The sequence below is a fragment of the Sphingomonas mollis genome (assembly GCF_016427505.1).
GTDB classification, from domain to species: domain Bacteria; phylum Pseudomonadota; class Alphaproteobacteria; order Sphingomonadales; family Sphingomonadaceae; genus Sphingomonas; species Sphingomonas mollis.
Genome location: NZ_JAELXS010000001.1, coordinates 42,192 through 63,017 on the forward strand (window position 1 = coordinate 42,192; position 20,826 = coordinate 63,017).

General features: G+C 67.4%; 20 protein-coding genes. 11 read left to right on the plus strand and 9 right to left on the minus strand.

The window, feature by feature from the left end:
• Positions 1 to 24: 24 nt before the first annotated feature.
• Both JAO74_RS00185 and JAO74_RS00190 read right to left on the minus strand, forming a co-directional pair.
• Positions 25 to 1,431: a UdgX family uracil-DNA binding protein gene (locus JAO74_RS00185; RefSeq protein ID WP_199035035.1), complete on the minus strand. Its 1,407-nt coding sequence runs from the start codon at positions 1,429 to 1,431 to the stop codon at positions 25 to 27.
• A 2-nt stretch (positions 1,432 to 1,433) separates the two neighbouring features.
• Complete coding sequence (locus JAO74_RS00190) at positions 1,434 to 2,681, minus strand: putative DNA modification/repair radical SAM protein (RefSeq protein WP_199033857.1); 1,248 nt, start codon at positions 2,679 to 2,681, stop codon at positions 1,434 to 1,436.
• A 125-nt stretch (positions 2,682 to 2,806) separates the two neighbouring features.
• On the opposite strand from JAO74_RS00190, the gene JAO74_RS00195 reads away from it, so the two are divergent.
• On the plus strand, positions 2,807 to 3,559 hold the full coding sequence (locus JAO74_RS00195) for an outer membrane protein (protein WP_199033859.1): 753 nt from the start codon (positions 2,807 to 2,809) through the stop codon (positions 3,557 to 3,559).
• Between the two features lie 125 nt (positions 3,560 to 3,684).
• Here the strand turns inward: JAO74_RS00195 and JAO74_RS00200 are convergent, their stop codons facing one another.
• Genes JAO74_RS00200 through JAO74_RS00210 form a run of 3 tightly spaced genes read right to left on the minus strand, consistent with a single transcriptional unit; the run spans position 3,685 to position 5,653 of the window.
• Entirely contained in the window at positions 3,685 to 4,419 is a 735-nt protein-coding gene (locus tag JAO74_RS00200; protein WP_199033861.1) for a thioredoxin domain-containing protein, read from the minus strand.
• A 14-nt stretch (positions 4,420 to 4,433) separates the two neighbouring features.
• Positions 4,434 to 5,120 (minus strand): DsbA family protein, encoded by a 687-nt coding sequence (locus JAO74_RS00205; RefSeq protein ID WP_233150520.1) that lies wholly within the window; start codon positions 5,118 to 5,120, stop codon positions 4,434 to 4,436.
• Positions 5,120 to 5,653, minus strand: coding sequence for a DUF721 domain-containing protein (locus JAO74_RS00210; RefSeq protein ID WP_233150521.1), 534 nt, complete (start codon positions 5,651 to 5,653; stop codon positions 5,120 to 5,122). The genes JAO74_RS00205 and JAO74_RS00210 overlap by 1 nt, the downstream gene beginning before the upstream one ends.
• A gap of 26 nt (positions 5,654 to 5,679) precedes the next feature.
• Between JAO74_RS00210 and JAO74_RS00215 the strand changes: the two genes are divergently transcribed.
• The 3 genes from JAO74_RS00215 to nudC are packed head-to-tail and all read left to right on the plus strand — an operon-like array spanning position 5,680 to position 8,962.
• Positions 5,680 to 6,762 carry an A/G-specific adenine glycosylase gene (locus JAO74_RS00215; RefSeq protein ID WP_199033865.1) on the plus strand — a complete coding sequence of 361 codons (1,083 nt, stop codon included), beginning with the start codon at positions 5,680 to 5,682 and terminating at the stop codon, positions 6,760 to 6,762.
• Positions 6,759 to 8,081 (plus strand): serine hydrolase domain-containing protein, encoded by a 1,323-nt coding sequence (locus JAO74_RS00220; RefSeq protein WP_199033866.1) that lies wholly within the window; start codon positions 6,759 to 6,761, stop codon positions 8,079 to 8,081. Before JAO74_RS00215 ends, JAO74_RS00220 begins: the two co-directional genes overlap by 4 nt.
• A complete protein-coding gene (nudC, locus tag JAO74_RS00225) occupies positions 8,078 to 8,962 on the plus strand; it encodes an NAD(+) diphosphatase (protein ID WP_199033867.1) in 885 nt (294 codons plus the stop codon). Before JAO74_RS00220 ends, nudC begins: the two co-directional genes overlap by 4 nt.
• Before the next feature lie 4 nt (positions 8,963 to 8,966).
• Here the strand turns inward: nudC and JAO74_RS00230 are convergent, their stop codons facing one another.
• Positions 8,967 to 9,857, minus strand: coding sequence for a prephenate dehydratase (locus JAO74_RS00230; protein WP_199033868.1), 891 nt, complete (start codon positions 9,855 to 9,857; stop codon positions 8,967 to 8,969).
• A 97-nt stretch (positions 9,858 to 9,954) separates the two neighbouring features.
• Between JAO74_RS00230 and JAO74_RS00235 the strand changes: the two genes are divergently transcribed.
• A complete protein-coding gene (locus JAO74_RS00235) occupies positions 9,955 to 10,656 on the plus strand; it encodes a c-type cytochrome (RefSeq protein ID WP_199033869.1) in 702 nt (233 codons plus the stop codon).
• Positions 10,657 to 11,091: 435 nt separating this feature from the next.
• On the opposite strand, the gene JAO74_RS00240 is transcribed toward JAO74_RS00235, so the two are convergent.
• Both JAO74_RS00240 and JAO74_RS00245 read right to left on the minus strand, forming a co-directional pair.
• Entirely contained in the window at positions 11,092 to 11,976 is an 885-nt protein-coding gene (locus JAO74_RS00240) for an LOG family protein (RefSeq protein ID WP_199033870.1), read from the minus strand.
• A gap of 31 nt (positions 11,977 to 12,007) precedes the next feature.
• Complete coding sequence (locus JAO74_RS00245) at positions 12,008 to 12,667, minus strand: extensin family protein (protein ID WP_233150522.1); 660 nt, start codon at positions 12,665 to 12,667, stop codon at positions 12,008 to 12,010.
• 501 nt (positions 12,668 to 13,168) lie between these two features.
• Between JAO74_RS00245 and JAO74_RS00250 the strand changes: the two genes are divergently transcribed.
• The 6 genes from JAO74_RS00250 to JAO74_RS00275 all read left to right on the plus strand — a co-directional run bounded on the left by JAO74_RS00250 (position 13,169) and on the right by JAO74_RS00275 (position 20,328).
• Positions 13,169 to 14,335: a phosphoserine transaminase gene (locus JAO74_RS00250; protein ID WP_199033871.1), complete on the plus strand. Its 1,167-nt coding sequence runs from the start codon at positions 13,169 to 13,171 to the stop codon at positions 14,333 to 14,335.
• 186 nt (positions 14,336 to 14,521) lie between these two features.
• On the plus strand, positions 14,522 to 16,099 hold the full coding sequence (gene serA / locus JAO74_RS00255) for a phosphoglycerate dehydrogenase (protein WP_199033873.1): 1,578 nt from the start codon (positions 14,522 to 14,524) through the stop codon (positions 16,097 to 16,099).
• Between the two features lie 83 nt (positions 16,100 to 16,182).
• Positions 16,183 to 16,392 carry a hypothetical protein gene (locus tag JAO74_RS00260; RefSeq protein WP_199033875.1) on the plus strand — a complete coding sequence of 70 codons (210 nt, stop codon included), beginning with the start codon at positions 16,183 to 16,185 and terminating at the stop codon, positions 16,390 to 16,392.
• Positions 16,393 to 16,472: 80 nt separating this feature from the next.
• Entirely contained in the window at positions 16,473 to 17,480 is a 1,008-nt protein-coding gene (locus JAO74_RS00265) for an MlaA family lipoprotein (RefSeq protein WP_332908718.1), read from the plus strand.
• Between the two features lie 250 nt (positions 17,481 to 17,730).
• A complete protein-coding gene (locus JAO74_RS00270) occupies positions 17,731 to 18,888 on the plus strand; it encodes an ATP phosphoribosyltransferase regulatory subunit (RefSeq protein WP_199033879.1) in 1,158 nt (385 codons plus the stop codon).
• A gap of 150 nt (positions 18,889 to 19,038) precedes the next feature.
• Positions 19,039 to 20,328 carry an adenylosuccinate synthase gene (locus JAO74_RS00275; protein ID WP_199033881.1) on the plus strand — a complete coding sequence of 430 codons (1,290 nt, stop codon included), beginning with the start codon at positions 19,039 to 19,041 and terminating at the stop codon, positions 20,326 to 20,328.
• Positions 20,329 to 20,412: 84 nt separating this feature from the next.
• On the opposite strand, the gene JAO74_RS00280 is transcribed toward JAO74_RS00275, so the two are convergent.
• On the minus strand, positions 20,413 to 20,754 hold the full coding sequence (locus tag JAO74_RS00280) for a hypothetical protein (protein WP_199033883.1): 342 nt from the start codon (positions 20,752 to 20,754) through the stop codon (positions 20,413 to 20,415).
• Between the last annotated feature and the right edge of the window lie 72 nt (positions 20,755 to 20,826).

Consider the following 20,826-nt stretch of genomic DNA (forward strand, 5'->3'; position numbering starts at 1 on the left):
GGCGACCGTCTAGACGTGATCCGGTCACGCCAATGTCGCGTGCGCCATGCGCAGTTCCGCGACGAAGCGCGCATATTCCTCTTCCGCCTGCGCCTTGTCGGGCAGGCGGAGGAGGTAACTGGGGTGGACAGTGATCCACGCCGCGCCGCCGCCGGGGAGTTGCATCTCGCGACCACGCTCGCGACCGATCGTCATCGTCTTGCCGAACAGCGACCGCGCCGCCGTCGCACCCAGCGCCACGGTGACCTGCGGTTTTATCAGCATCTGTTCCTGTTCGATCCACCAGCGGCAGGCGTCGATCTCGCCGGTGCCGGGCTTGTCGTGGATGCGGCGCTTGCCGCGCTGTTCGAACTTGAAATGCTTGACCGCGTTGGTGACGTAGACGCGCGACCGATCGACGCCCGCCTCGGCCAGCGCACGGTCGAACACCTGTCCCGCCGGGCCGACGAACGGGCGCCCGGCCAGATCCTCCTGATCGCCGGGTTGCTCGCCGACGAACATCAGCGGCGCATCGACCGGCCCCTCGCCGAACACCGTCTGCGTCGCGGGTTTGTAGAGCGGACAACGGGTGCAGCCCATCGCCTCCTCGCGCAGGGCATCCCACGCGATTTGGCTGTTGCCGCCGATGCCGCCATGATGGTCCTGCGCGCGTGCCGTCTCGATCATCCGCACCTCCCGTGCCTGTGCGCCTGCCAGCAATTGCGGCACCAGCGCGGTTTCGGGCATGTTCTTCCAGTATTTGCGCGGCATCTCCTTCAACATCGCGCCCACCTTCACGCGGGCGGGGTTGAAGATGCTGGCATAATAGGTCTTCCACACCTCTTCGACCGGATCGCCGTCGGGCGCATCCGCCTTGGTCGCGCCGGGGCCTTCGGTCAGCGCCTTGCCGTCCCAATGGATCGATACCTCAGGCGTCAGGATCGACCAGCGCATGATGGCGAAGCGGTTGACGAAGAACGCGGCGTTGGCGCGGACGATGTGGTGGTCCGGTTCAAACCACGCGACGAAGCGCTTGTCGCCGCCGTCCTCGACCTCGCGGAAGCGCAGGAAGGCGCGCATCTTGTGGATGTCGCGGCGGACCTGCTTGGCGATGACGTCGAGGCGCTTCATCAGCGGATCGGCGCGATCCTCCATCAGCCCGCGCTCCAGACGCAGGCGGGTGAGCAGCGTGTAGAGCAGGGCGAAGCGTTGCGGCTCGTTCGACAGGATGACGCTGCGCGCCAGATCGAGGAAGGCGCGGGGGACGGAGAAGCCGGGGGAGGCGGCGGGAGCAGGGGGGCGGCCGTTGCCCTCACCCGCGAACAGGTCGGTCGGCTGATCGCCGACCTGCCAGATCACGTCGTCGGGCGGCACCTGTTCCGCCGCCAGCCCGCGCGCCGCATCGCGCCACGTATCGAAGTCGTCGGGTTCGGACAGCGTGACGACGCGCATCGTCAAGCCGCGAACAATTCCAGTTGCTGCTTTTTCGGCGCGACGATCGGCCTGATCTCCGCCCGGTCCGCCAGCACTACCGGCCGCCAGTCCTCGGTCACGATGAACGGTCGCAGCTTGGCGATCGAGACGGTCAGCCGGGCGACGTCGTCAAGCCGCAGCTTGCGCCAGCGGCGGCTGGTGAGAATGCCGTTCACCGCTTTCACGCCCAGACCCGGCACGCGGAGCAGCAACTCGCGCGGAGCGCGGTTCACGTCGACGGGGAAGCTGCCGCGGAATTTCAGCGCCCAGGCCAGCTTGGGATCAATGTCGAGCGGTAACATTCCCGTTGCGTCGTCGGCGGCGGCGACCACCTCCTGCGGGGTGAATTCGTAGAAACGCATCAGCCAGTCGGACTGATACAACCGGTGTTCGCGCATGAGCGGCGGGCGTTGCAGGGGCAGGACGGCGCTCGCATCCGGGATCGGACTGAACGCCGAGTAATAGACCCGGCGGAGACCGAAGCGATCGTAAAGGGTCGATGCCTTCGTCACGATGTCGCCGTCCGTCGCGGCATCGGCGCCGACGATCATCTGGGTCGACTGGCCGGCGGGGGCGAAGCGGGGGGCGGACTTGTAGCGCTTCACGGCGTCCTTGTTGTCGACGATCGCGGTCCTGTTGGCCGCCATCGCACCTTCGATGCGGGCGCCGTCCTTCTCCGGCGCCAGCCGCTTCAGGCCGCCCGCGGTGGGCAGTTCGACGTTGATCGACAGGCGGTCGGCGTGGAGGCCAGCCTGATGCACGAGTTCGGGGTCGGCATCGGGGATCGTCTTCAGGTGGATATACCCCCTGAAATTATGATCCTCGCGCAGAGAGCGGGCCACCTCGACCATCTGCTCCATGGTGTAGTTGGAGGAGCCGATGATGCCGGAAGAGAGGAACAGCCCCTCGATGTAGTTACGGCGATAGAAGGAGAGCGTCAGGTTCACGACCTCTTGCGCCGTGAAGCGGGCGCGGCGGACGTTCGAGCTTTTGCGGTTGATGCAGTAATGGCAGTCGAAGATACAGCTGTTGGTCAGCAGGATTTTCAGCAGCGAGATGCAGCGGCCATCGGGCGCATAGGCGTGACAGATGCCCATACCCTCGGTCGAGCCCAGCCCCTTGCCGTCGCGGCTGTTACGCTTGGCGGTGCCCGACGATGCGCAGGAGGCGTCGTACTTCGCCGCATCCGCGAGGATCGCCAGCTTCTCCCGGGTATCAAGCTGCGCCATCTGTTCCATGTACGTTCTGCCACCGGCCGGGGCAAGGCACATGGGTTAACGGGTCGTGGATCGGGCTGGAGGGAACGGCGCGCGGGATAATGCGCTTTGCCGGCGTCGAAAACCGGGAGATTATCATGCGACGGATCGGACTGGCGGCGTTGGGCCTGTTGGCGGCGACACCCGCGAGCGCGGAGACGTTCATCGACGTGTTCGCCGGCCGGTCGTTTCCGGAAAACACGCGCGCCACGCTGACCGCCGGCGAGGCGCGGATCAACGGTACGATCGTGCCGGCCGAATTGCGCGTCGATGTCGAACGACTTCGGCCGACCAATTCCACCATCTATGGCGTGCGGCTGGGCCACTGGTTCGGCAATATCGGCCTGGCGATCGACGCCTCGACGCTCGATCCCGACGTGAAGCGGCAGACGATCCGCGCGACCGCCAATCTGCGGTTCGACGAGTCGGTGTTCGGCGAGCAGATCACGATCGATCCCGGCCGGTCGGTGGCGGTCGATATCCCCCGCATCACGGTGCCGACCACCGCGACGGTGGCCGCGCTGGCGATGGTGCGCGTGCCGATCGGCGCGGCGTCAGCGCGGCCGCAGGGCCGGATCGCGCCCTATGCCTTTGCCGGGCCGGTCTATCTGGTCACCGACTCGGATATCTCGGGCAACTGGGGCCTGCGGGCGGGCGGCGGCGTGATGTTGCCGCTGACGCGCAATCTCGCGCTGTTCGGCGAGTATCGGTACACGCGCGTCGCCGCCGATGCGGTGGCCGGGCGGATCGGCGGCGAGGCGATGGGCGTCACCGGATCGACCGGCGATATTCGCGTCGACCTGAACGTGCGCAACCACAGCGCGATCGGCGGGCTGAGTTTTAGTTTTTAACACCGTCATTGCGAGCGTAGCGAAGCAACCCAGGGCAGCGCGTCACGCCCTGGGTTGCTTCGCTACGCTCGCAATGACGGATGGACCTGCCGCTTAAACGGATTCGGCCTCAGCCGGGTCTGCGGTTACGCACCGGCGTTCTTCAGCGCCGTTTCCAGCTGCGGCCATGTCACCGTGTTGGCGATGGTGTTGCCGTTGATGATGAAGGTCGGCGTACCGGTGACGGTGCCGTTCTTCGTCGCGGTTTCGGTGGGCTTGGCGATCGCGTCGATGCGCGCCTGGCTGGTCAGGCACTGGCGGGCCTGCGTTTCGGGAATGCCGCGTTGCTTGATGAAATCGACCGCGCCCATCGCATCGGCGATCGATGTGATCTGCTGGACCGGCGACTGCGCCTGCAACGCCTGTTGCTGTGCCGGGGTCAGCGCCTGCAGCTTGTCGAGGAACGCGCTCTGGTTGGCATAGGTCTGTTCGAGGATCGGGAAGAACGCCGCCGTGCTGCCGCAGGTGCCAAGCAGGCTGAGCACCAGATCGGGGGCGCCGTGGACCAGATAGTCGCGGAATTCGAAGCTGACCTTGCCCGTCGAGACGTAATTGTTGGTCAGCGGCTGGAACCCCTCCCGCGCGAAGGCGCCGCAGGTGGGGCAGGTGCGCGCACCATATTCGACCAGCTTGATCGGGGCATTGGGGTTGCCCATCAGATAGCCTTCGGACGTCTTGGTCACCGTTTCGGTCCAGCTCTGGCCGGCGGGTGCCTTTACCGCGGCGACGGGTGCGGCGGCGGTCGTGTTGCCGCCGTCGCCACTGCCCGAACAGGCAGCGAGCGAGAGGGCGGGGGCGATGAGGGCGAGGGCGTACTTCATGAAGGCTCCTGGCTTTAACGGGCGCCGGCGGCGCGCAATTGCGGTTCCAGCTGCGTCCAACCGACATTGGGGACGAGCTTGCCGTTGAGGTAGAAGGTGGGCGTGCCCTGAAGATCGGCGGGCACGGTGGCGCTGAGCGCCAGCAGCTTGTCGGTCGCCGCCTTGTCCGCGAAACACGCCGCGATCGCGGGATCGGACAGGCCGCGCGCCTTGACGATCGCGGTCAGGCCGGCGGCATCGGCGAGCTGCCGGATCGCGACCGGTTGCGGCATCGCCTGCAGCTTGTCGGCATTGGCCTGCGCATATTCGGCACCCTTTTTCAGCCATGCATCCTGACCGGCCATCACCGCCGCATGGGCACCGGCAAAACCGCGCGGGCCGGCGCAGCGAGCCAGGATCGCGGCACCCAGATCGAGCGGATCGCGCACCAGATGCCGCACCTCGAAGCTGGTCGAGCCGGAACGGATCATCTGGCCCTTCAGCACCGGCGCCGATTCGTTCGAGAAATGCGCGCAGTGCGAACAGGTATAGCTGGCCCATTCCATCAGCTTCACGTGCGCCGCCGGATTGCCGATGACATAGGCGCCGTCGGGTTTCATCGTCGCGGTCGCCGACCAGTCGCGCGTCGGCGTGGCGGCGGTGAGCATCGGGGCAAGGAACAACAGGCCGGTCAGGGCCGCCATATTGGGGACGAAGCGCATCAGGATACCTTTGGCAGGCCCCGCGTCGCGGCGACGCCGGCGGCGAGGGATTCGAGAACGGCACGCAGTTCGGGATCGACGATCGCCTTCAACCCCTCACCCATTTCGACGGGGACGTCGACCGGCCGGATCGCCGCCGGGCCGCGCCGGATGGATGCGGCGATCACCTCGCCCTGCCGGATCTGGATGCGCGCGACGGCGGCATAGCCGAAGAAGCGGTTCACCCGCTCCACGATCTCCGGGATCACGTGCTGGATCATCGGCGCATGGGCGCCACGCACGGTAAGGGTCAGCGTGCCGTCCTGTTTCTGCCCGACCGGGAAGCGCAGCGATTCGGGCGACGATGCCCGCGCCAGCCGTTCACCGACGATCTCCGACCAGCGGCTGACGATCGAGGACTGGACGAAGCCGAACCGGCGAAAGGCGACGCCGCCCACTTCGGGCAGCAGTTCGGCCACCGCGCGCGATCGGTTGGAACGCTGCGGTTCGGTGGTCTTGCTGCCGGACGTGGGGGCGCGGAGGCGCTTGCTCATGCCGCGTGCCATGCCATAGCAGCGGCGTGGACGCCAAGCGCTCTTCTGCGGCCGATCGCGTGCCGGACCATCTATTGGCGTGGTACGACGTCGCCGCCCGCGACCTGCCGTGGCGGGCGCGGCCGGGCGAGGTCGCCGACCCGTACCGCGTGTGGCTGTCCGAGGTGATGCTGCAGCAGACGACGGTGGCGACGGTGCGGCCCCGATTCGCACAGTGGGTGGCGCGGTGGCCCGATATCGCCAGCCTGGCCGCCGCCGACGAGGCGGACGTGATGGCCGCGTGGGCGGGGCTGGGATATTACGCCCGCGCCCGCAATCTGGTGAAGGCGGCGCGCGCGGTGGTGGCGGATCATGGCGGCGCGTTTCCGCGTACCGAGGCGGCCCTGCGCGCGTTGCCGGGGCTGGGCGCCTATACCGCCGCGTCGGTGGCGGCGATCGCGTTCGGCGAACAGGCGGTGGTGGTCGATGCCAATGTCGAGCGGGTGGTCGCCCGGCTGTTCGCGATCGAAACGCCGCTGCCCGCCGCGCGCCCCGCGATCCGCGCCGCCGCCGCGACGATCACGCCGCGGGCGCGGGCGGGCGATTTCGCGCAAGCGATGATGGATCTGGGCGCGACGATCTGCACCAGCCGTCGCCCGCGCTGCCTGCTCTGTCCGATCCGCGTCGATTGCCGGGCGCATGCCGAGGGTATTCAGGAACGACTGCCGGCCAAGGCGGCCAAGCGCGCCAAGCCGCAGCGGCACGGTACGATCTTCTGGCTGGAGCATGACGGCCGGGTGCTGCTGGTGCGGCGGCCGGACAAGGGCCTGCTGGGCGGAATGCGGGCGTTGCCGACCGGGCCGTGGAGCGACGAGCCGCCGGGGCTGGCGGAGGCGCCGGTCGCGGCGGACTGGCGCTGGCGGCCGGAGCGGGTCGCGCATGGCTTCACGCATTTCGATCTCGATCTGGCGCTCGCCACCGCCGAGCCTGCGTGGCTGGCCAACGACGTAACCGGCGACGTGGCGGGCGAGTGGTGGCCGATCGACAATCTGGATTCGGCCGGATTGCCCACCTTGTTCGCAAAGGCCGCGAGGGCCATCATCGATCCCGTCTCCAGGAGTACCGCATGAAGCCGATATTCGCCTTATCCCTGCCGCTGTTGCTGGTGGCGCCTGCCCTGTCCGCCGTCGATGCCCGTCAGGCGCAGCGGCAGGTTCCGCGCCAGCCGGCCCCGGCCGCCCCGGCTGCGAACACGGCAACGCCGCTGCCCGCGACGCAGGCGATGTTCGCCAGCTATGTCCGTGACGGCAAGCTGACGGGGATCGTCGGGGCGTTCGGCGCGGGCAATCTGCCGCCGGTGTTCGTACAGGCGGGGCGGATCGCGGCGGAGCCGACCGCGCTGGCCGCCGGCCCCGATGCGCTGTGGCGCGTCTATTCGATGACCAAGCCGATCACCGGCATGGCGGCGATGCTGTTGATCGAGGAAGGCAGGATCGGGCTGGATGATCCGGTGTCGAAATACATCCCGTCTTTCGCGAAGATGCGGGTCCTGACCAGCCCGGATACCAGCCTTGATTCGGTGCCGGCGACGAAGCCGATCACGATCCGCAACCTGCTGACCCATACAGCCGGCCTGAGTTATTCGATCGTCGCCAAAGGGCCGTTGCTGAAGGAGTATGAGCGGCTGGGCCTGTTGCCGCTGGCGATCAATCCCGCCGCCGAGGTGAAGATGAAGCAAGTGCGGCCGAAGACGCTGGCCGAATTCGCCGACCGGGTCGCGACGGTGCCGCTGATCGCGGAGCCGGGGACGAAGTGGAGTTATTCGATCGGGCTGGACGTGCTGGGCCGGGTGATCGAGGTGGCGAGCGGCATGCCGTTCGACCGCTTCCTCCAGACGCGGTTCTTCACGCCGCTGGGCATGACTTCGACGTTTTTCGCGGTGCCGGCGGCGCAGGCGCAGCGGCTGGCGACGAACTATACCTTCGTCGGCGATACGCGCGTGCCGCTCGATCCCGGTGCGACGTCGATCTTCCTGCAACAGCCGAGCTTTCCCTATGGTGGCGCCGGGCTGGTGTCGTCGGCGCGCGATTACGACCGGTTCCTCGCGATGCTGGCCAATGGCGGGACGGTCGATGGCGTGCGGGTGATGAAGGAGGATACGGTGCGGCGGGGTATGTCGAACCTGTTGCCGGCCGGCGTCTTCTTCGACAGCGACGGCACGAAGCAGGGATATGGCGCGGGCGGCTTTTCCAATATCGTCGACCAGCCGGGGCGGTTGCCCAAGGGTTCCTATGGCTGGGGCGGGGCGGCGGGGACGCTGGCGTGGATCGATCCGGTGCGACATGCGCGGGCGACGATCATGGTCAATTACTTCCCCGCCGATCGCTATCCGCTGGCGACCGATGTCGGCGCGGCGTTGCTGAAGGATCGGGCACGGCTGGGGCTGTGACGGGCGTTTCAGGGATCGGCTTCATCGGCGGGGCGCTCGATCGTGCGGATGCGCTGCGTCATGACACGGGCGCGCTGGCGGCGGCGCTGGCCGATCCGGCGGCGCGGCTGTTGGTGCTGGACGGATTGTTGCCTGTGGCGGACGACGGGTTGCTCGGCTGGACGGCGCTGGCCGATCTGCCGGCGGGGGCGCAGCCGATCCTGCTGGGGCTGGACGATGGCGGGCGTCCGCATTTCACCGCGCTGACGGCGGGGATGCGGGTCGACAACGCGCCGGCGATGCGGTCGCCGGCGTTGATGGCGCTGCTCGCCTCGCTCAGGGCCGGGGAGGCGGCGACCTATGCCGCGGCGCGCAGCGTGATCGACTGGCATGTGCGGCATGGCTTCTGCGCCAATTGCGGCACGGCGACCGCGATGTTCCGTGCCGGCTGGGGGCGGCGATGCGACGCCTGCGGGACGGAGCATTTCCCGCGCGTCGATCCGGTGGTCATCATGATCGCCGAGCATGACGGCCGCGCGCTGCTGGGCCGGGGGAAGAACTGGCCGGCGGGGCGATATTCGGCGCTGGCCGGGTTTCTGGAACCCGGCGAATCGATCGAGGAAGCGGTGGCGCGCGAGGTGGCGGAGGAGGCCGGCGTGGTCGTCACCGACGTGCGCTATGTCGCCAGCCAGCCCTGGCCGTTCCCGTCGTCGCTGATGATCGCGTGCATCGGCCGCGCGGCGTCGGATGTGCTGACGATCGACCGCAACGAGCTGGAGGATGCGATCTGGGTGTCGCGGGCCGATGTGCGTGCGGTGCTGGCGGGCGAGGCGGGGCCGTTTATCGCGCCGCCACCCTATGCCATCGCGTACAACCTGCTGACGGCGTGGGCGGCGGAGTGATGCCTTAACCGCGCGCCCGCGCCTGTGGATAGGTGCCGAGCACGCGCATCCATTTGGAATGGAACCCCAGTTCCTCCAGCGCGCGATCGAAACCGGTCTCGCCGGGCCGTCCCTCGACATCGGCATAGAATTCGGTCGCCGCGAAGCTGCCGCCGCGTTGATAGCTTTCCAGCTTGAACATCTGCACGCCGTTGGTGGCGAGGCCGCCCAGCGCCTTGTACAGCGCGGCGGGGACGTTGCGCACCTCGAAGATGATCGTCGTCATCCACGGCCCGTCGCCCACCGCCGGCCGGCTGCCGCGCGCCAGCGTGACGAAGCGGGTGGTGTTGTGATCGGCATCGGCGATGTCGGTGGCGATCAGGTCCAGCCCGTACAGCCGGGCGGCCCCGGGCGGGGCGAGCGCGGCGACGCTGGGGTCGCCCATCTCCGCCACCATCGCGGCGGCGCCGGCGGTGTCGGGATAGGCGACGGGGGCGATGCCGTGCGCGCGCAGCCAATGGCGGCACTGGCCCAGCGCCTGCGGATGGCTCATCGCCTGGCGGATGCCGGCCATCGGTCCGCTGCCCATCAATGCGTGGCGGATCGGCAGGAAATGTTCGCCGGTGATCGCCAGCCCCGATTCGGGCAGCAGGAAATGCATGTCGGCGACGCGGCCGTGCAGCGAATTCTCGATCGGGATGACCGCGCAATCCGCGCGCCCGTCCTTCACCGCGTCCAGCGCGTCGGCGAAGTCGAAACAGGGCAGCGGCAGGCCGTCGGGGAATGCTTCGCGCGCGGCGACATGGCTGTTGGCGCCGGGCGCGCCCTGAAACGCGACAGCGCGTTCCGGCCGGGCGGCGGCGGCGGCGGTCATGGAGTCGACCAGTTTCAGCGCGGGGGCGGCAAAGCTCTGCATGGCGGCGCGCGGTAACAGACGGCGGCCCGCGATCAAGCGCGGCTTGCGGTGTGCGCCAGCGTTTCCTAAGGATCGAACAAAGTTTTAGGGGCGAATGATGGACCTGAAGACCAACACGATTGCCGGATGGGCGCTGGGCGCGGGCATGATCGCGCTCGGGTCGGCGATCGTCGGCGGCATGATCTTCGAGGGCCATCGCCCCGAAAAGATGGGCTACGCGATCGAGGGCGTCGAGGAAGCGGGCGCCGGCGGCGCCGGTCCTGAGGTCGCGATCGCCTCGCTCCTGCCCACCGCCGACCCGGCGAAGGGCGCCGAGGTCTTCAAGAAATGCGCCGCCTGTCACACCGTGGCGCAGGGCGGGGCGAACGGCATCGGGCCGAACCTGTACGCGACGCTGGGCGAAGGTATCGCGCAGGGCAAGGGCGGCTTCGCCTTCTCCGACGCGCTGAAGGCGGTCGGCGGCAAATGGACGTTCGACACGATGAACGCGTGGCTTACGTCTCCGCGCAAGTTTGCCAACGGGACGAAGATGACCTTCGCCGGCCTGTCGAACCCGGAGGACCGTGCGAACGTGATCGCCTATCTGAACAGCCAGGGATCGAACCTGCCGTTGCCAGCCGCCCCCGCGGCCGGTGCGGCGCCGGCGGCCGAGGAAGCCGGCGGCAACGTGGCCGCGGCGAGCAATACGGTTGAGGCGGATACGCGCGGCGAAACGGGCGACATCGCCAATACGGGCACCCCCGCCACCGGCGCGCCGTCGGTCGATCCGGAAGCGGCGCGCAAGGGTGCGCGGCAATAGGGGGATGGGTGGCGCCTGCTGTTCCCCGGCGGAGGTCGGGGTCCGGTTGGGTGAACGCCTGTTATGGATTCGCCACGGCCTTTCCATCTGGGCCCCGGCCTTCGCCGGGGAACAGGGTTTGGGCGATCTGTATTCTCTATCAGGCAACGTCCGTTCCGAACCGGCCAACAACTACTCCTGTGTTCCTGCGAAGGCAGGAATCCAGAGTCACGAACCATATCGCTTCTGACTCTGGGCTTCTGCCTTCGCACGAGCACGGCGCGCGTGATGGCGGGTATAAACCCGTCCGTCATTGCGAGCGAAGCGAAGCAATCCAGAGCTTAGCGCGTGACGCCCTGGGTTGCTTCGCTTCGCTCGCAATGACGGATCAAGCCAAAGACATCATACTCCAAATCCGCCCTAACGGGATCAACGCACCCGAAGCACGAGGAGGCTTCAAACCCCCTCGGCATCCTTCTTCGCCTGTTCCTCATAGAAGTGCCGCACCACGTCCCACGCTTCCTCGGCGGTTTCGACATAGGTGAAGATGCCCAGATCGCGTTCGGACACCACGCCTTCCTCGACCAGCGCGTCGAAATCGATGACGCGTTCCCAGAATTCGCGGCCGAACAACAGCACCGGGATCGGCTTGATCTTGCCGGTCTGGATCAGCGTCAGCAGTTCGAACAACTCGTCGAACGTGCCGAAGCCGCCCGGAAACGCCGCCAGCGCGCGGGCGTGGAGCAGGAAGTGCATCTTGCGCAGCGCGAAATAATGGAACTGCAGCGACAGCGACGGCGTGACATAGGGGTTCGGTGCCTGCTCATGCGGCAGGACGATGTTCAGGCCGATCGATTCGGCGCCGACATCGGACGCGCCGCGATTGGCGGCCTCCATGATTGACGGACCGCCGCCCGAACACACAACGAAGTGACGCTGCCCGGCCTCGTCACGTGGCAGGCGGCTGGTGATGCGGGCAAGTTTGCGCGCGACCTCGTAATATTTGCTCTTGGCGACGAGGCGCTCGGCGATCTTGCGCGACTTCTCGTCGCTGGCCATCTCCAGCAGCGCATGCGCCTTTTCCGGCTCCGGGATACGCGCCGAGCCATAGAAGACGAAGGTCGAGGCGATTTTTGCTTCGTCGAGCAGCAATTGCGCCTTCAGCAATTCGAGCTGGAACCGCACCGGGCGAAGATCCTCGCGCAACAGGAAATCCATATCCTGGAATGCGAGTTTATAGGCGGGATGCTCGGTCTGCGGCGTCGATACGACGGTCTTGGCGCTGGCGGCGTCTTCGCTGGCGGGGGGGAATACGCGGTTCGGTGCTCGTGGATCGGTCATCCAAGGCATCTAGGCGAAAGTTCGGTGGCCCTCAACGGCAGAAGCGGGCACCGTCATCCTCCAGATGCAGGTGGTCGCGGTGGGCGGCGTTGTAATCGGGCGATAATACCGTGCCGAACCGGCGACAGGCGGATGCGCGGATCGTGCGCAGGAAATTGCGCGTCGGCTCGTCCGGCGCGTTCCAGTCGCGCAAGATGGTGATGCGGCGACCGTCCTTCAGCGTCAGGCCGCCGACATCGACCGCATTGGCCAGCGCATGGCCCGACCGGCGACCGGCGTTGCGCGGCGATCCGACGACGTTGCGGCAGGCATAGGTGCCGAACCCCTCGACCTTCGCCAGTTCGGAGCCCAGCATCTGATACGCGCCGGGCGCGACCGCGTTGCGCACCCACCCGGCGAACGCCCGCGCCGTGCCGCACCGCATGGCGGTGACGCCGGTAACGGGCACGCCGATATCGAGCAACTGCACCGCCCCCAGCACCGCGCAACCGCCGCCATAATCCTTGTCGGGCAGTACGCGGAAATCGACGCCCTCGCGTCGCAGGTCGGCATGGCATTGCGCGGTCTGGCGGGCGGAGGGGGCGGTGGAGGCGGGCGGTGCGCCGGGGCGTTCGGTGCGGCCGCAGGCGGTGAGGGCGACGGCGAGAAGCAGGATGGCGAGACGGTGCATCGCCGCCATCATCCCGTTCATGGCTGGTGCTGTCAGCCTTTATGCGATGGGGCGTTGGTCGTGGTTATGGTTTGGAGGCGGATCGGCACGTTTTGGGAAAGTGGTTCACGCGAAGGCGCGAAGAAGTTTTGTTTTCGCGCGGAGGCGCGGAGGACGCGGAGGAAGTTCCGCCGGATCGTTATCGGATCAATCATCGCTCTCTCCTCCTCCCCGGCGAAGGCCGGGGTCCAATTGGGTTACAGCTGGTGATTATAACTACGGCTATCCCAACTGGACCCTGGCCTCCGCCGGGGAGGCGAAAAGGGCGATGATCGGTTCCAATAGCAGTTTGGCGGAACTTCCTCCGCGTCCTCCGCGCCTCTGCGCGAACCAACCTTACTCTTCGCTCCTTGCAAATTCACCTGAACGGAAAAAGGGCCGCGATGGCCGAACTCTCCCTTGACCCGTCAGCATACATCGCTAGGGCCGTCGGCGGGCCACGCGGTCCCAACGCCGCGCGCGCTCTCTGTGAGGAGAGATACATTGACGGATACTGTTACCGCACCCGACGTTCGGGGTGTGACCAAGCCCGCTACCAAGCCGGCCCGACCCTTTTTCAGCTCTGGTCCCTGCGCCAAGCCTCCGGGCTGGGATGCCGCCGCGCTGGCGACCGCCAGCCTTGGCCGGTCGCATCGCTCGAAGATCGGTAAACAGCGCCTGCAATATTGCATCGACCTGATGCGCGAGGTCCTGAAGCTCCCCGAGACGCACCGCATCGGCATCGTGCCGGGATCGGACACCGGCGCCTTCGAGATGGCGATGTGGACGATGCTGGGCGCGCGCGGCGTGACGGCGCTGGCGTGGGAGAGCTTCGGCGAGGGCTGGGTGACGGATGCCGTCAAGCAGTTGAAGATCGATCCGACCGTGATCCGCGCCGATTATGGGCAGTTGCCCGATCTGGCGGCGATCGACTGGTCGACCGATGTTCTCTTCACATGGAACGGCACCACCAGCGGCGTGCGCGTGCCGAACGCCGATTTCATTCCGGCCGACCGCGAGGGACTGTCCTTTGCCGACGCGACGTCGGGCGTATTCGCCTATGACATCGACTGGGCGAAGATCGATGTCGCGACCTTCTCATGGCAGAAGGTGCTGGGTGGCGAGGGCGCGCATGGCGTGCTGATCCTGGGGCCGCGCGCGGTCGAGCGGCTGGAGAATTATACGCCAGCCTGGCCGCTGCCGAAGGTGTTCCGCCTCGTGTCCAAGGGCAAACTGGCCGAGGGCGTTTTCAAGGGCGAGACGATCAATACCCCGTCGATGCTGGCGGTCGAGGATGCGATCTTCGCGCTGGAATGGGGCAAGTCGCTGGGCGCCGACGGAAAGGGGGGCGGGCTGATCGCGCGCTCCGATGCCAATGCGGCGGCGCTGGACCGGATCGTCGAGGAGCGCGACTGGCTGGGCCATCTGGCGGTCGATCCGGCGACGCGGTCGAAAACCAGCGTGTGCCTGACGGTCGAGGGCGCGGACGAGGCGCTTATCAAGAAGATGGCGTCGCTGCTGGAAGCCGAAGGCGCGGCGTATGACGTAGCCGGGTATCGCGATGCGCCGGCTGGTCTGCGCATCTGGTGCGGGGCGACCGTCGATACCGCGGATATCGAGGCGCTCGGTCCGTGGCTCGATTGGGCCTACGCGGTGGCCAAGGGCGCTTAAAAGCCCTCTCCCTCTTCAGGGGAGTTCCGGGTGAACAGCGCCCCGCGCTGTTCAGGTCATGCCGGGGGCATGACCGACCCGGAACTGGTTGGGAGAGGGGCCGTGCGCTGCCTCTCCACCTTCTCCCCTTCCCCCTCTCCCCGGCCCTCTCCCCTGAAGGGGAGAGGGAGCAGAAGGACATATTCCATGCCCAAGGTACTGATTTCCGACAAGATGGACCCCAAGGCCGCGCAGATCTTTCGTGAGCGTGGTGTCGAGGTGGACGAGATCACCGGCAAGACCCCGGCCGAACTGATCGCGATGATCGGCGAGTATGATGGCCTCGCCATCCGCTCCTCGACCAAGGTGACCGCCGAGATACTGGCGCATGCCACGAACCTGAAGGTCGTCGGCCGCGCCGGCATCGGCGTCGATAATGTCGATATCCCCGCCGCCAGCGCCAAGGGCGTCGTGGTGATGAACACGCCGTTCGGCAATTCGATCACGACCGCCGAACATGCCATCGCCCTGATGTTCGCGCTCGCCCGCCAGTTGCCCGAGGCGGATGCCTCGACGCAGGCCGGCAAGTGGGAGAAGAACCGCTTCATGGGGGTCGAGCTGACCGCCAAGACGCTGGGCCTGATCGGCGCGGGCAATATCGGCGGCATCGTCGCCGACCGCGCGCGCGGGCTGAAGATGAAGGTCGTGGCGTTCGATCCGTTCCTGACGCCGGAGCGCGCGGTGGAGATGGGCGTCGAGAAGGTGACGCTGGACGAACTGCTGGCGCGCGCCGACTTCATCACGCTGCATACGCCGCTGACCGACTCGACGCGCAACATCCTGTCGGCCGAGAACATCGCCAAGACGAAGAAGGGTGTGCGGATCATCAACTGCGCGCGCGGCGGCCTGATCGACGAGGCGGCGTTGAAGGCGGCGCTGGATTCGGGCCAGGTCGGCGGCGCGGCGCTCGACGTGTTCCAGACCGAGCCGGCCAAGGACTCTCCGCTGTTCGGCACGCCGAACTTCGTCTCGACCCCGCATCTGGGTGCATCGACGACCGAGGCGCAGGTGAACGTGGCGATCCAGGTGGCCGAGCAGATGGCCGATTTCCTGGTGTCGGGCGGCGTCACCAACGCGCTGAACATGCCGAGCCTGTCGGCGGAGGAAGCGCCGAAGCTGAAGCCGTACATGGCGCTGGCCGAAAAGCTGGGCTCGCTGGTCGGGCAGCTGACGACCGGATCGATCGGTCGCATTTCGATCCATGCGGAGGGTGCCGCCGCCGAATTGAACCAGAAGCCGCTGGTGCAGGCGGTACTGGCCGGGTTCCTGCGCACGCAGACCGACACCGCCAACATGGTCAACGCGCCGGTGCTGGCGCGCGAGCGCGGCATCGAGGTGCGCGAAGTGCGGACCGAGCGCGAGGGCGATTACCACACGCTGCTGCGCGTGTCGGTGAAGACGGAGGCCGGCGAGCGGTCGGTCGCGGGCACGTTGTTCGGCGATGCCGCGCCGCGGATCGTGGAACTGTTCGGCATCAAGGTCGAGGCCGATCTGGATGGGCCGATGCTGTATGTCGTCAACGAGGACGCGCCGGGCTTCATCGGTCGTCTGGGTACGGCGCTGGGCGAGGCGGGCGTGAATATCGGCACGTTCCACCTCGGCCGTCGTCAGGCCGGTGGCGAGGCGGTGCTGCTGCTGTCGGTGGACGAGCCGGTGACGGCGGACCTGTTGGCCAAGGTGAAGGCGCTGCCGGGCGTCAAGGTCGCGATGGGCCTGTCGTTCTGAGCGAGCCTTTACATAACCGCCTGAAGGTCTGGCTGGCGAACACCACCGGGCTCGACCACGCGACGCTCCACGTCCATATCGGCATGCTGATATGGATCGTGGGCGTCGCCGTGGCGGGCGATGTCGGTGCGGTGTGGCCGCTGGTGATCGTGATCGTCGCGGAACTGGTCAACGAAGTGTTCGACCGGATGCGGGTGGGATCGTGGCGGATCGCCGATACCACGCAGGACATCGTCAATTCGGTTTTGTGGCCGGTCGTGCTGTTCACGCTGGCGCGCACGGGAATAATCTGACCCGGACGGAATAAGCACGTGTCCTTCGCCTTTGTTAAAGGCATGGGACGTATGCGATACCGGATGGAGGACGATTGAGCGTGTTGGCATGGACGACGGCGTTGTTGCTGGCTACCAATCCGGTGGTGCAGGAAGTCGTGCCGGTCGATCCTGCGGCAGCCGCGCCGGCGGATGCGCAGGCTGTGCCACCATCGACGCCGCCGGCGGTCACCCCCGTTTCGCCGCCAGTCCCGACACAGATCCCGACCCCGGTCGCACCGCCGCCGCCTGTTCCGGCCAACGCCCCCGTCGATGCCGTCCACAACGATATCGTGGTCACGGCGCGGGCGCGGTGGGAGGCGCCCGATCCCTTTGCCGATGTCAACGCCGAGTCGTTCGCGGTGACGCAGAAGATCGACAATGCGGTGATGGGTCCGGCGGCGCTGGCATACAAGAAGAAGGTCCCCGGTCCGGTGCGCCGCGGTATCCACAATTTCCTCTATAACCTGCGCGAGCCGGTGGTGTTCGTGAACTTCGTCCTGCAGCACAAGATCGGCAAGGCGGCCGAGACGGTGGGGCGCTTCGCGATCAACACGACGATCGGCGCGATCGGCCTGTTCGATGTCGCGAAGAAGAAGCCGTTCAGGCTGCCCCGCCGCAGCAACGGGTTCGCCAACACGCTGGGTTTCTATGGCGTGCCGAACGGGCCGTTCATGTTCCTGCCGATCGTCGGGCCGACGACGGTGCGCGACCTGTTCGGCGGCGCGATCGACCGGATCGTGTTGCCGGTGACGCTGGGGCAGGGCGTCACCGATCCGAAATTCGCGATTCCCGCCGGGGTGCTGGGCGCGCTCGACCACCGGGCCGAATTTGACGAGACACTTAAGCGGTTGCACGACGGCGCGGCCGATCCGTACGCGAATTCGCGTGATTTCTACCTGCAACGGCGGCAGGCTGAGATCGACCTGTTGAAGGGGCGCGGCAAGGGCAATGGTGGTCCGCTGTCCGATCCCCCCAAGGGGCCGATCATTCTGAAACCGCGTACCGGAGCTTCCCCGGTGGTGCTGCCCCCTGCCACACCGGTAGAGCCTGTTCCGTCGCTGCGATGAGTATGTCGGGCCAGTAAGTATAAGATTGGTTCGCGCGGAGACGCGGAGACGCGGAGGGGGGGCGCCCGATGAAGGGTTTGGCATGATAACACGGCGTGTCTGAAATTGTCGCCGTTGTGGAGATGACGGGCTGCGCCGCACGAGACGTCTCCGCGTCTCCGCGTGAACCTCTTCAGGGTTGTCCGACTCAGTGGTGCGGTGCGACGGAAGGGCATCGCCGTGGCCGCGATTAGCCGCTAACAGCGCGCGCATGACGATGCCCGGTTTGCTCCCCGAAGGATTCCACGACCGCCTGCCGCCGGTGGCCGATGCCGCCGCGGCGGTGGAGGCGCGCGTGTTGGAGGCGGCGCGGCTGCATGGATATGAGCGCGTCGATCCGCCGCTGGCCGAATTCGCCGACGAACTGGCGGTGAGATTGAAGCCTGTCCTGAGCGGCCGGCACGGCCGGCCAGTCGAAGGGACGGGCGGGCTGACCGACGCGGTGCGCTTCGTCGATCCGGTCGGACAGGCGACGCTGGCCATCCGGCCGGACATGACGGCGCAGGTCGCGCGGATCGCGGCGACGCGGATGGGACATCACCCGCGACCGGTGCGGCTGTCCTATGCCGGATCGGTGCTGAAGCTGCGCGCCTCGCAACTGGCCCCCGCGCGCGAGCGGCGGCAGGTGGGGGCCGAATTGATCGGTCTCGATTCGATCGCCGCCGCTTGTGAGGTCGTGCGCGTCGCGGTCGAGGGGCTGGCGGCGGCGGGGATCGTCGATGTGTCGATCGATTTCACGCTGCCCGATCTGGTCGATACGCTGGCGACGGGGTCGTTGCCGGTGGCGGCCGAGGCGATCGGGCCTTTGCGCGAACGGCTGGATGCCAAGGATGCGGGCGGGGTCGCGGCGATCGCGCCGGCCTATCTGCCGCTGGTCGAGGCGGCGGGGCCGTTCGACAGCGCGATGGCGCGGTTGCGCGCGTTCGATACGGACGGCGTGCTGGCGAGCCGGCTTGACGGGCTGGCGACGATCGCGGCCGCGCTGGGCGACACGGCGGCGATGACGCTGGACCCGACCGAGCGGCACGGCTTCGAATATCAGTCGTGGCTGGGATTCTCGCTGTTCGCGGCGGGCGCGGCGCGCGAACTGGGGCGTGGCGGCACCTATGTCATCGTCCATCCCGATGGCACCGAGGAGCCGGCGACCGGCTTCTCGCTCTATGCCGACATGCTCGGCGGCATCGGCGCGGCACCGGCACGGCGGCGACTGTTCCTGCCGCATGGTACGCCGGCACACGAAGGCGCGGCGATGCGCGCGGCCGGGTGGGTGACGGTGGCGGCGCTGGAGCCGGGCGATACGCCCGAGGCGCAACTCTGTACGCACCGGTGGGTGGCGGGCGCGGCGCAGGCGGTAACTCCCGCCGGGTAACCGGACGCCCGCCATGGTAACGGCATGCCGCTTGGCGGTTGACCCCGGCACCATCCCCCTTTAGGCGCGCCCTCGCATCTATCGAACCATTCGTGTGCCGAGTCCTGTCGAAGGGCGCACGGATCGACCCCGGCAGGGGGAAACCTGTACATGGCGAACGTAGCGGTCATCGGCGCGCAATGGGGCGACGAGGGCAAGGGCAAGATCGTCGACTGGCTCGCCGAGCGCGCTGACATGGTCGTCCGGTTCCAGGGCGGGCACAATGCCGGCCATACGCTGGTGGTGGGCGAGAATGTCTACAAACTGTCGCTGCTGCCGTCGGGCATCGTACGCGGTACGCCGTCGGTGATCGGCAACGGCGTGGTGCTCGACCCGTGGGCGCTGAAGGCGGAGATCGCGCGGCTGGGCGAACAGGGTGTCCATGCCACGCCCGATACGCTGCGCATCGCCGACAATTGCGCGCTGATCCTGCCGTTCCACCGTGATCTGGACGGGTTGCGCGAGGATGCGTCGGGCGCGGGCAAGATCGGCACCACGCGGCGCGGCATCGGCCCGGCTTATGAGGACAAGGTCGGCCGTCGCGCGATCCGGGTTTGCGATCTGGCGCATCTGGATGATCTGGGGCCGCAGCTCGACCGGCTGACCGCGCATCACGACGCGCTGCGCGCCGGCTTCGGCGAACCGCCGATCGACCGCGAGCGGTTGCTGGGCGAACTGCGCGAAATCGCCGGCTTCGTCCTGCCTTTCGCCAAGCCGGTGTGGCGCGACCTGAACGAGGCGCGCGCGGCCGGCAAGCGTATTCTGTTCGAAGGCGCGCAGGGTGTGTTGCTCGATGTCGATCACGGCACCTACCCCTTCGTCACCTCGTCGAACACGATTGCGGGCGCGGCGGCGGGTGGTTCCGGCCTCGGGCCATCGGGTGTCGGTTTCGTGCTGGGCATCGCCAAGGCGTACACGACCCGCGTCGGCTCCGGCCCGTTCCCGACCGAGCTGGAAGATGCGATCGGCGAGCAACTCGGCGTGCGCGGCCATGAGTTCGGCACCGTCACCGGCCGCAAGCGCCGCTGCGGCTGGTTCGACGCGGTGCTGGTGCGCCAGTCGGCGGCGGTCGGCGGCATCACCGGCATCGCCCTGACCAAGATCGACGTGCTCGACGGCATGGACGAGGTGAAGATCTGCACCGGATACCGCCTGCGCGGCGAGACGCTGGATTACTTCCCGTCGCACTCGGCGGATCAGGCGGCGGTCGAGCCGGTGTACGAGACGATGGAGGGCTGGCAGGGCACCACCGCCGGCGCGCGGAGCTGGGCCGACCTGCCGGCACAGGCGATCAAGTATATCCGCCGGGTCGAAGAGTTGATCCGCTGTCCGGTGGCGCTGGTATCGACCAGTCCGCAGCGCGCGGACACGATCCTGGTGCGCGATCCGTTCGCGGACTGAGGGGTCTCGGCACAGTTGAGCAGGCGGAGCGGCGGCATGACGATGGCGGATCGGCGAAAGCCGGTCTGACCACGGCCGCCGCTTTCAGCCCGTTTTCCGGCGCAGGGTTTTCGCGATCAGCCAGAAGTGCATGAGCTGGATCGCGATGAACATCGTGCCGAGGCCGGCCAGTGTGGGTATCACAAGGCCCTCCTGCCCCGCTCGGGGCGGGACGGTCAACGACATGATGACGAAGACGACGAGGGTGGCGATGGCAACCGCCGGTATGAAGGCAAGGGCCAGACGACGCGGCGCGGACCAGGTGACCTCTCCCGTGATCCACCATTGCATCGGCAGTCGATCCTCGTGCCGGAAGCGGGCATCGGCCCGGCAGGCCAATCCACCCAGCATCAGGCTGAATATCGCCGCGACGATCAGTGTGGTCATCGGACACTCCTTCGTCGAACCGGATAGCATATTCCACACCGCCGGGCATCCCGCCGGTCGCGGCGTGTTGTA

Excerpts from the sequence above, each read along its gene's own strand:
- JAO74_RS00185 (WP_199035035.1), bottom strand. The coding sequence starts at position 1,431 with ATGCGCGTCGTCACGCTGTCCGAACCCGACGACTTCGATACGTGGCGC.
- JAO74_RS00190 (WP_199033857.1), bottom strand. The coding sequence starts at position 2,681 with ATGGCGCAGCTTGATACCCGGGAGAAGCTGGCGATCCTCGCGGATGCG.
- JAO74_RS00195 (WP_199033859.1), top strand. The coding sequence starts at position 2,807 with ATGCGACGGATCGGACTGGCGGCGTTGGGCCTGTTGGCGGCGACACCC.
- JAO74_RS00200 (WP_199033861.1), bottom strand. The coding sequence starts at position 4,419 with ATGAAGTACGCCCTCGCCCTCATCGCCCCCGCCCTCTCGCTCGCTGCC.
- JAO74_RS00205 (WP_233150520.1), bottom strand. The coding sequence starts at position 5,120 with ATGCGCTTCGTCCCCAATATGGCGGCCCTGACCGGCCTGTTGTTCCTT.
- JAO74_RS00210 (WP_233150521.1), bottom strand. The coding sequence starts at position 5,653 with ATGAGCAAGCGCCTCCGCGCCCCCACGTCCGGCAGCAAGACCACCGAA.
- JAO74_RS00220 (WP_199033866.1), top strand. The coding sequence starts at position 6,759 with ATGAAGCCGATATTCGCCTTATCCCTGCCGCTGTTGCTGGTGGCGCCT.
- JAO74_RS00230 (WP_199033868.1), bottom strand. The coding sequence starts at position 9,857 with ATGCAGAGCTTTGCCGCCCCCGCGCTGAAACTGGTCGACTCCATGACC.
- JAO74_RS00235 (WP_199033869.1), top strand. The coding sequence starts at position 9,955 with ATGGACCTGAAGACCAACACGATTGCCGGATGGGCGCTGGGCGCGGGC.
- JAO74_RS00240 (WP_199033870.1), bottom strand. The coding sequence starts at position 11,976 with ATGACCGATCCACGAGCACCGAACCGCGTATTCCCCCCCGCCAGCGAA.
- JAO74_RS00245 (WP_233150522.1), bottom strand. The coding sequence starts at position 12,667 with ATGAACGGGATGATGGCGGCGATGCACCGTCTCGCCATCCTGCTTCTC.
- serA (WP_199033873.1), top strand. The coding sequence starts at position 14,522 with ATGCCCAAGGTACTGATTTCCGACAAGATGGACCCCAAGGCCGCGCAG.
- JAO74_RS00260 (WP_199033875.1), top strand. The coding sequence starts at position 16,183 with ATGCTGATATGGATCGTGGGCGTCGCCGTGGCGGGCGATGTCGGTGCG.
- JAO74_RS00270 (WP_199033879.1), top strand. The coding sequence starts at position 17,731 with ATGACGATGCCCGGTTTGCTCCCCGAAGGATTCCACGACCGCCTGCCG.
- JAO74_RS00275 (WP_199033881.1), top strand. The coding sequence starts at position 19,039 with ATGGCGAACGTAGCGGTCATCGGCGCGCAATGGGGCGACGAGGGCAAG.
- JAO74_RS00280 (WP_199033883.1), bottom strand. The coding sequence starts at position 20,754 with ATGACCACACTGATCGTCGCGGCGATATTCAGCCTGATGCTGGGTGGA.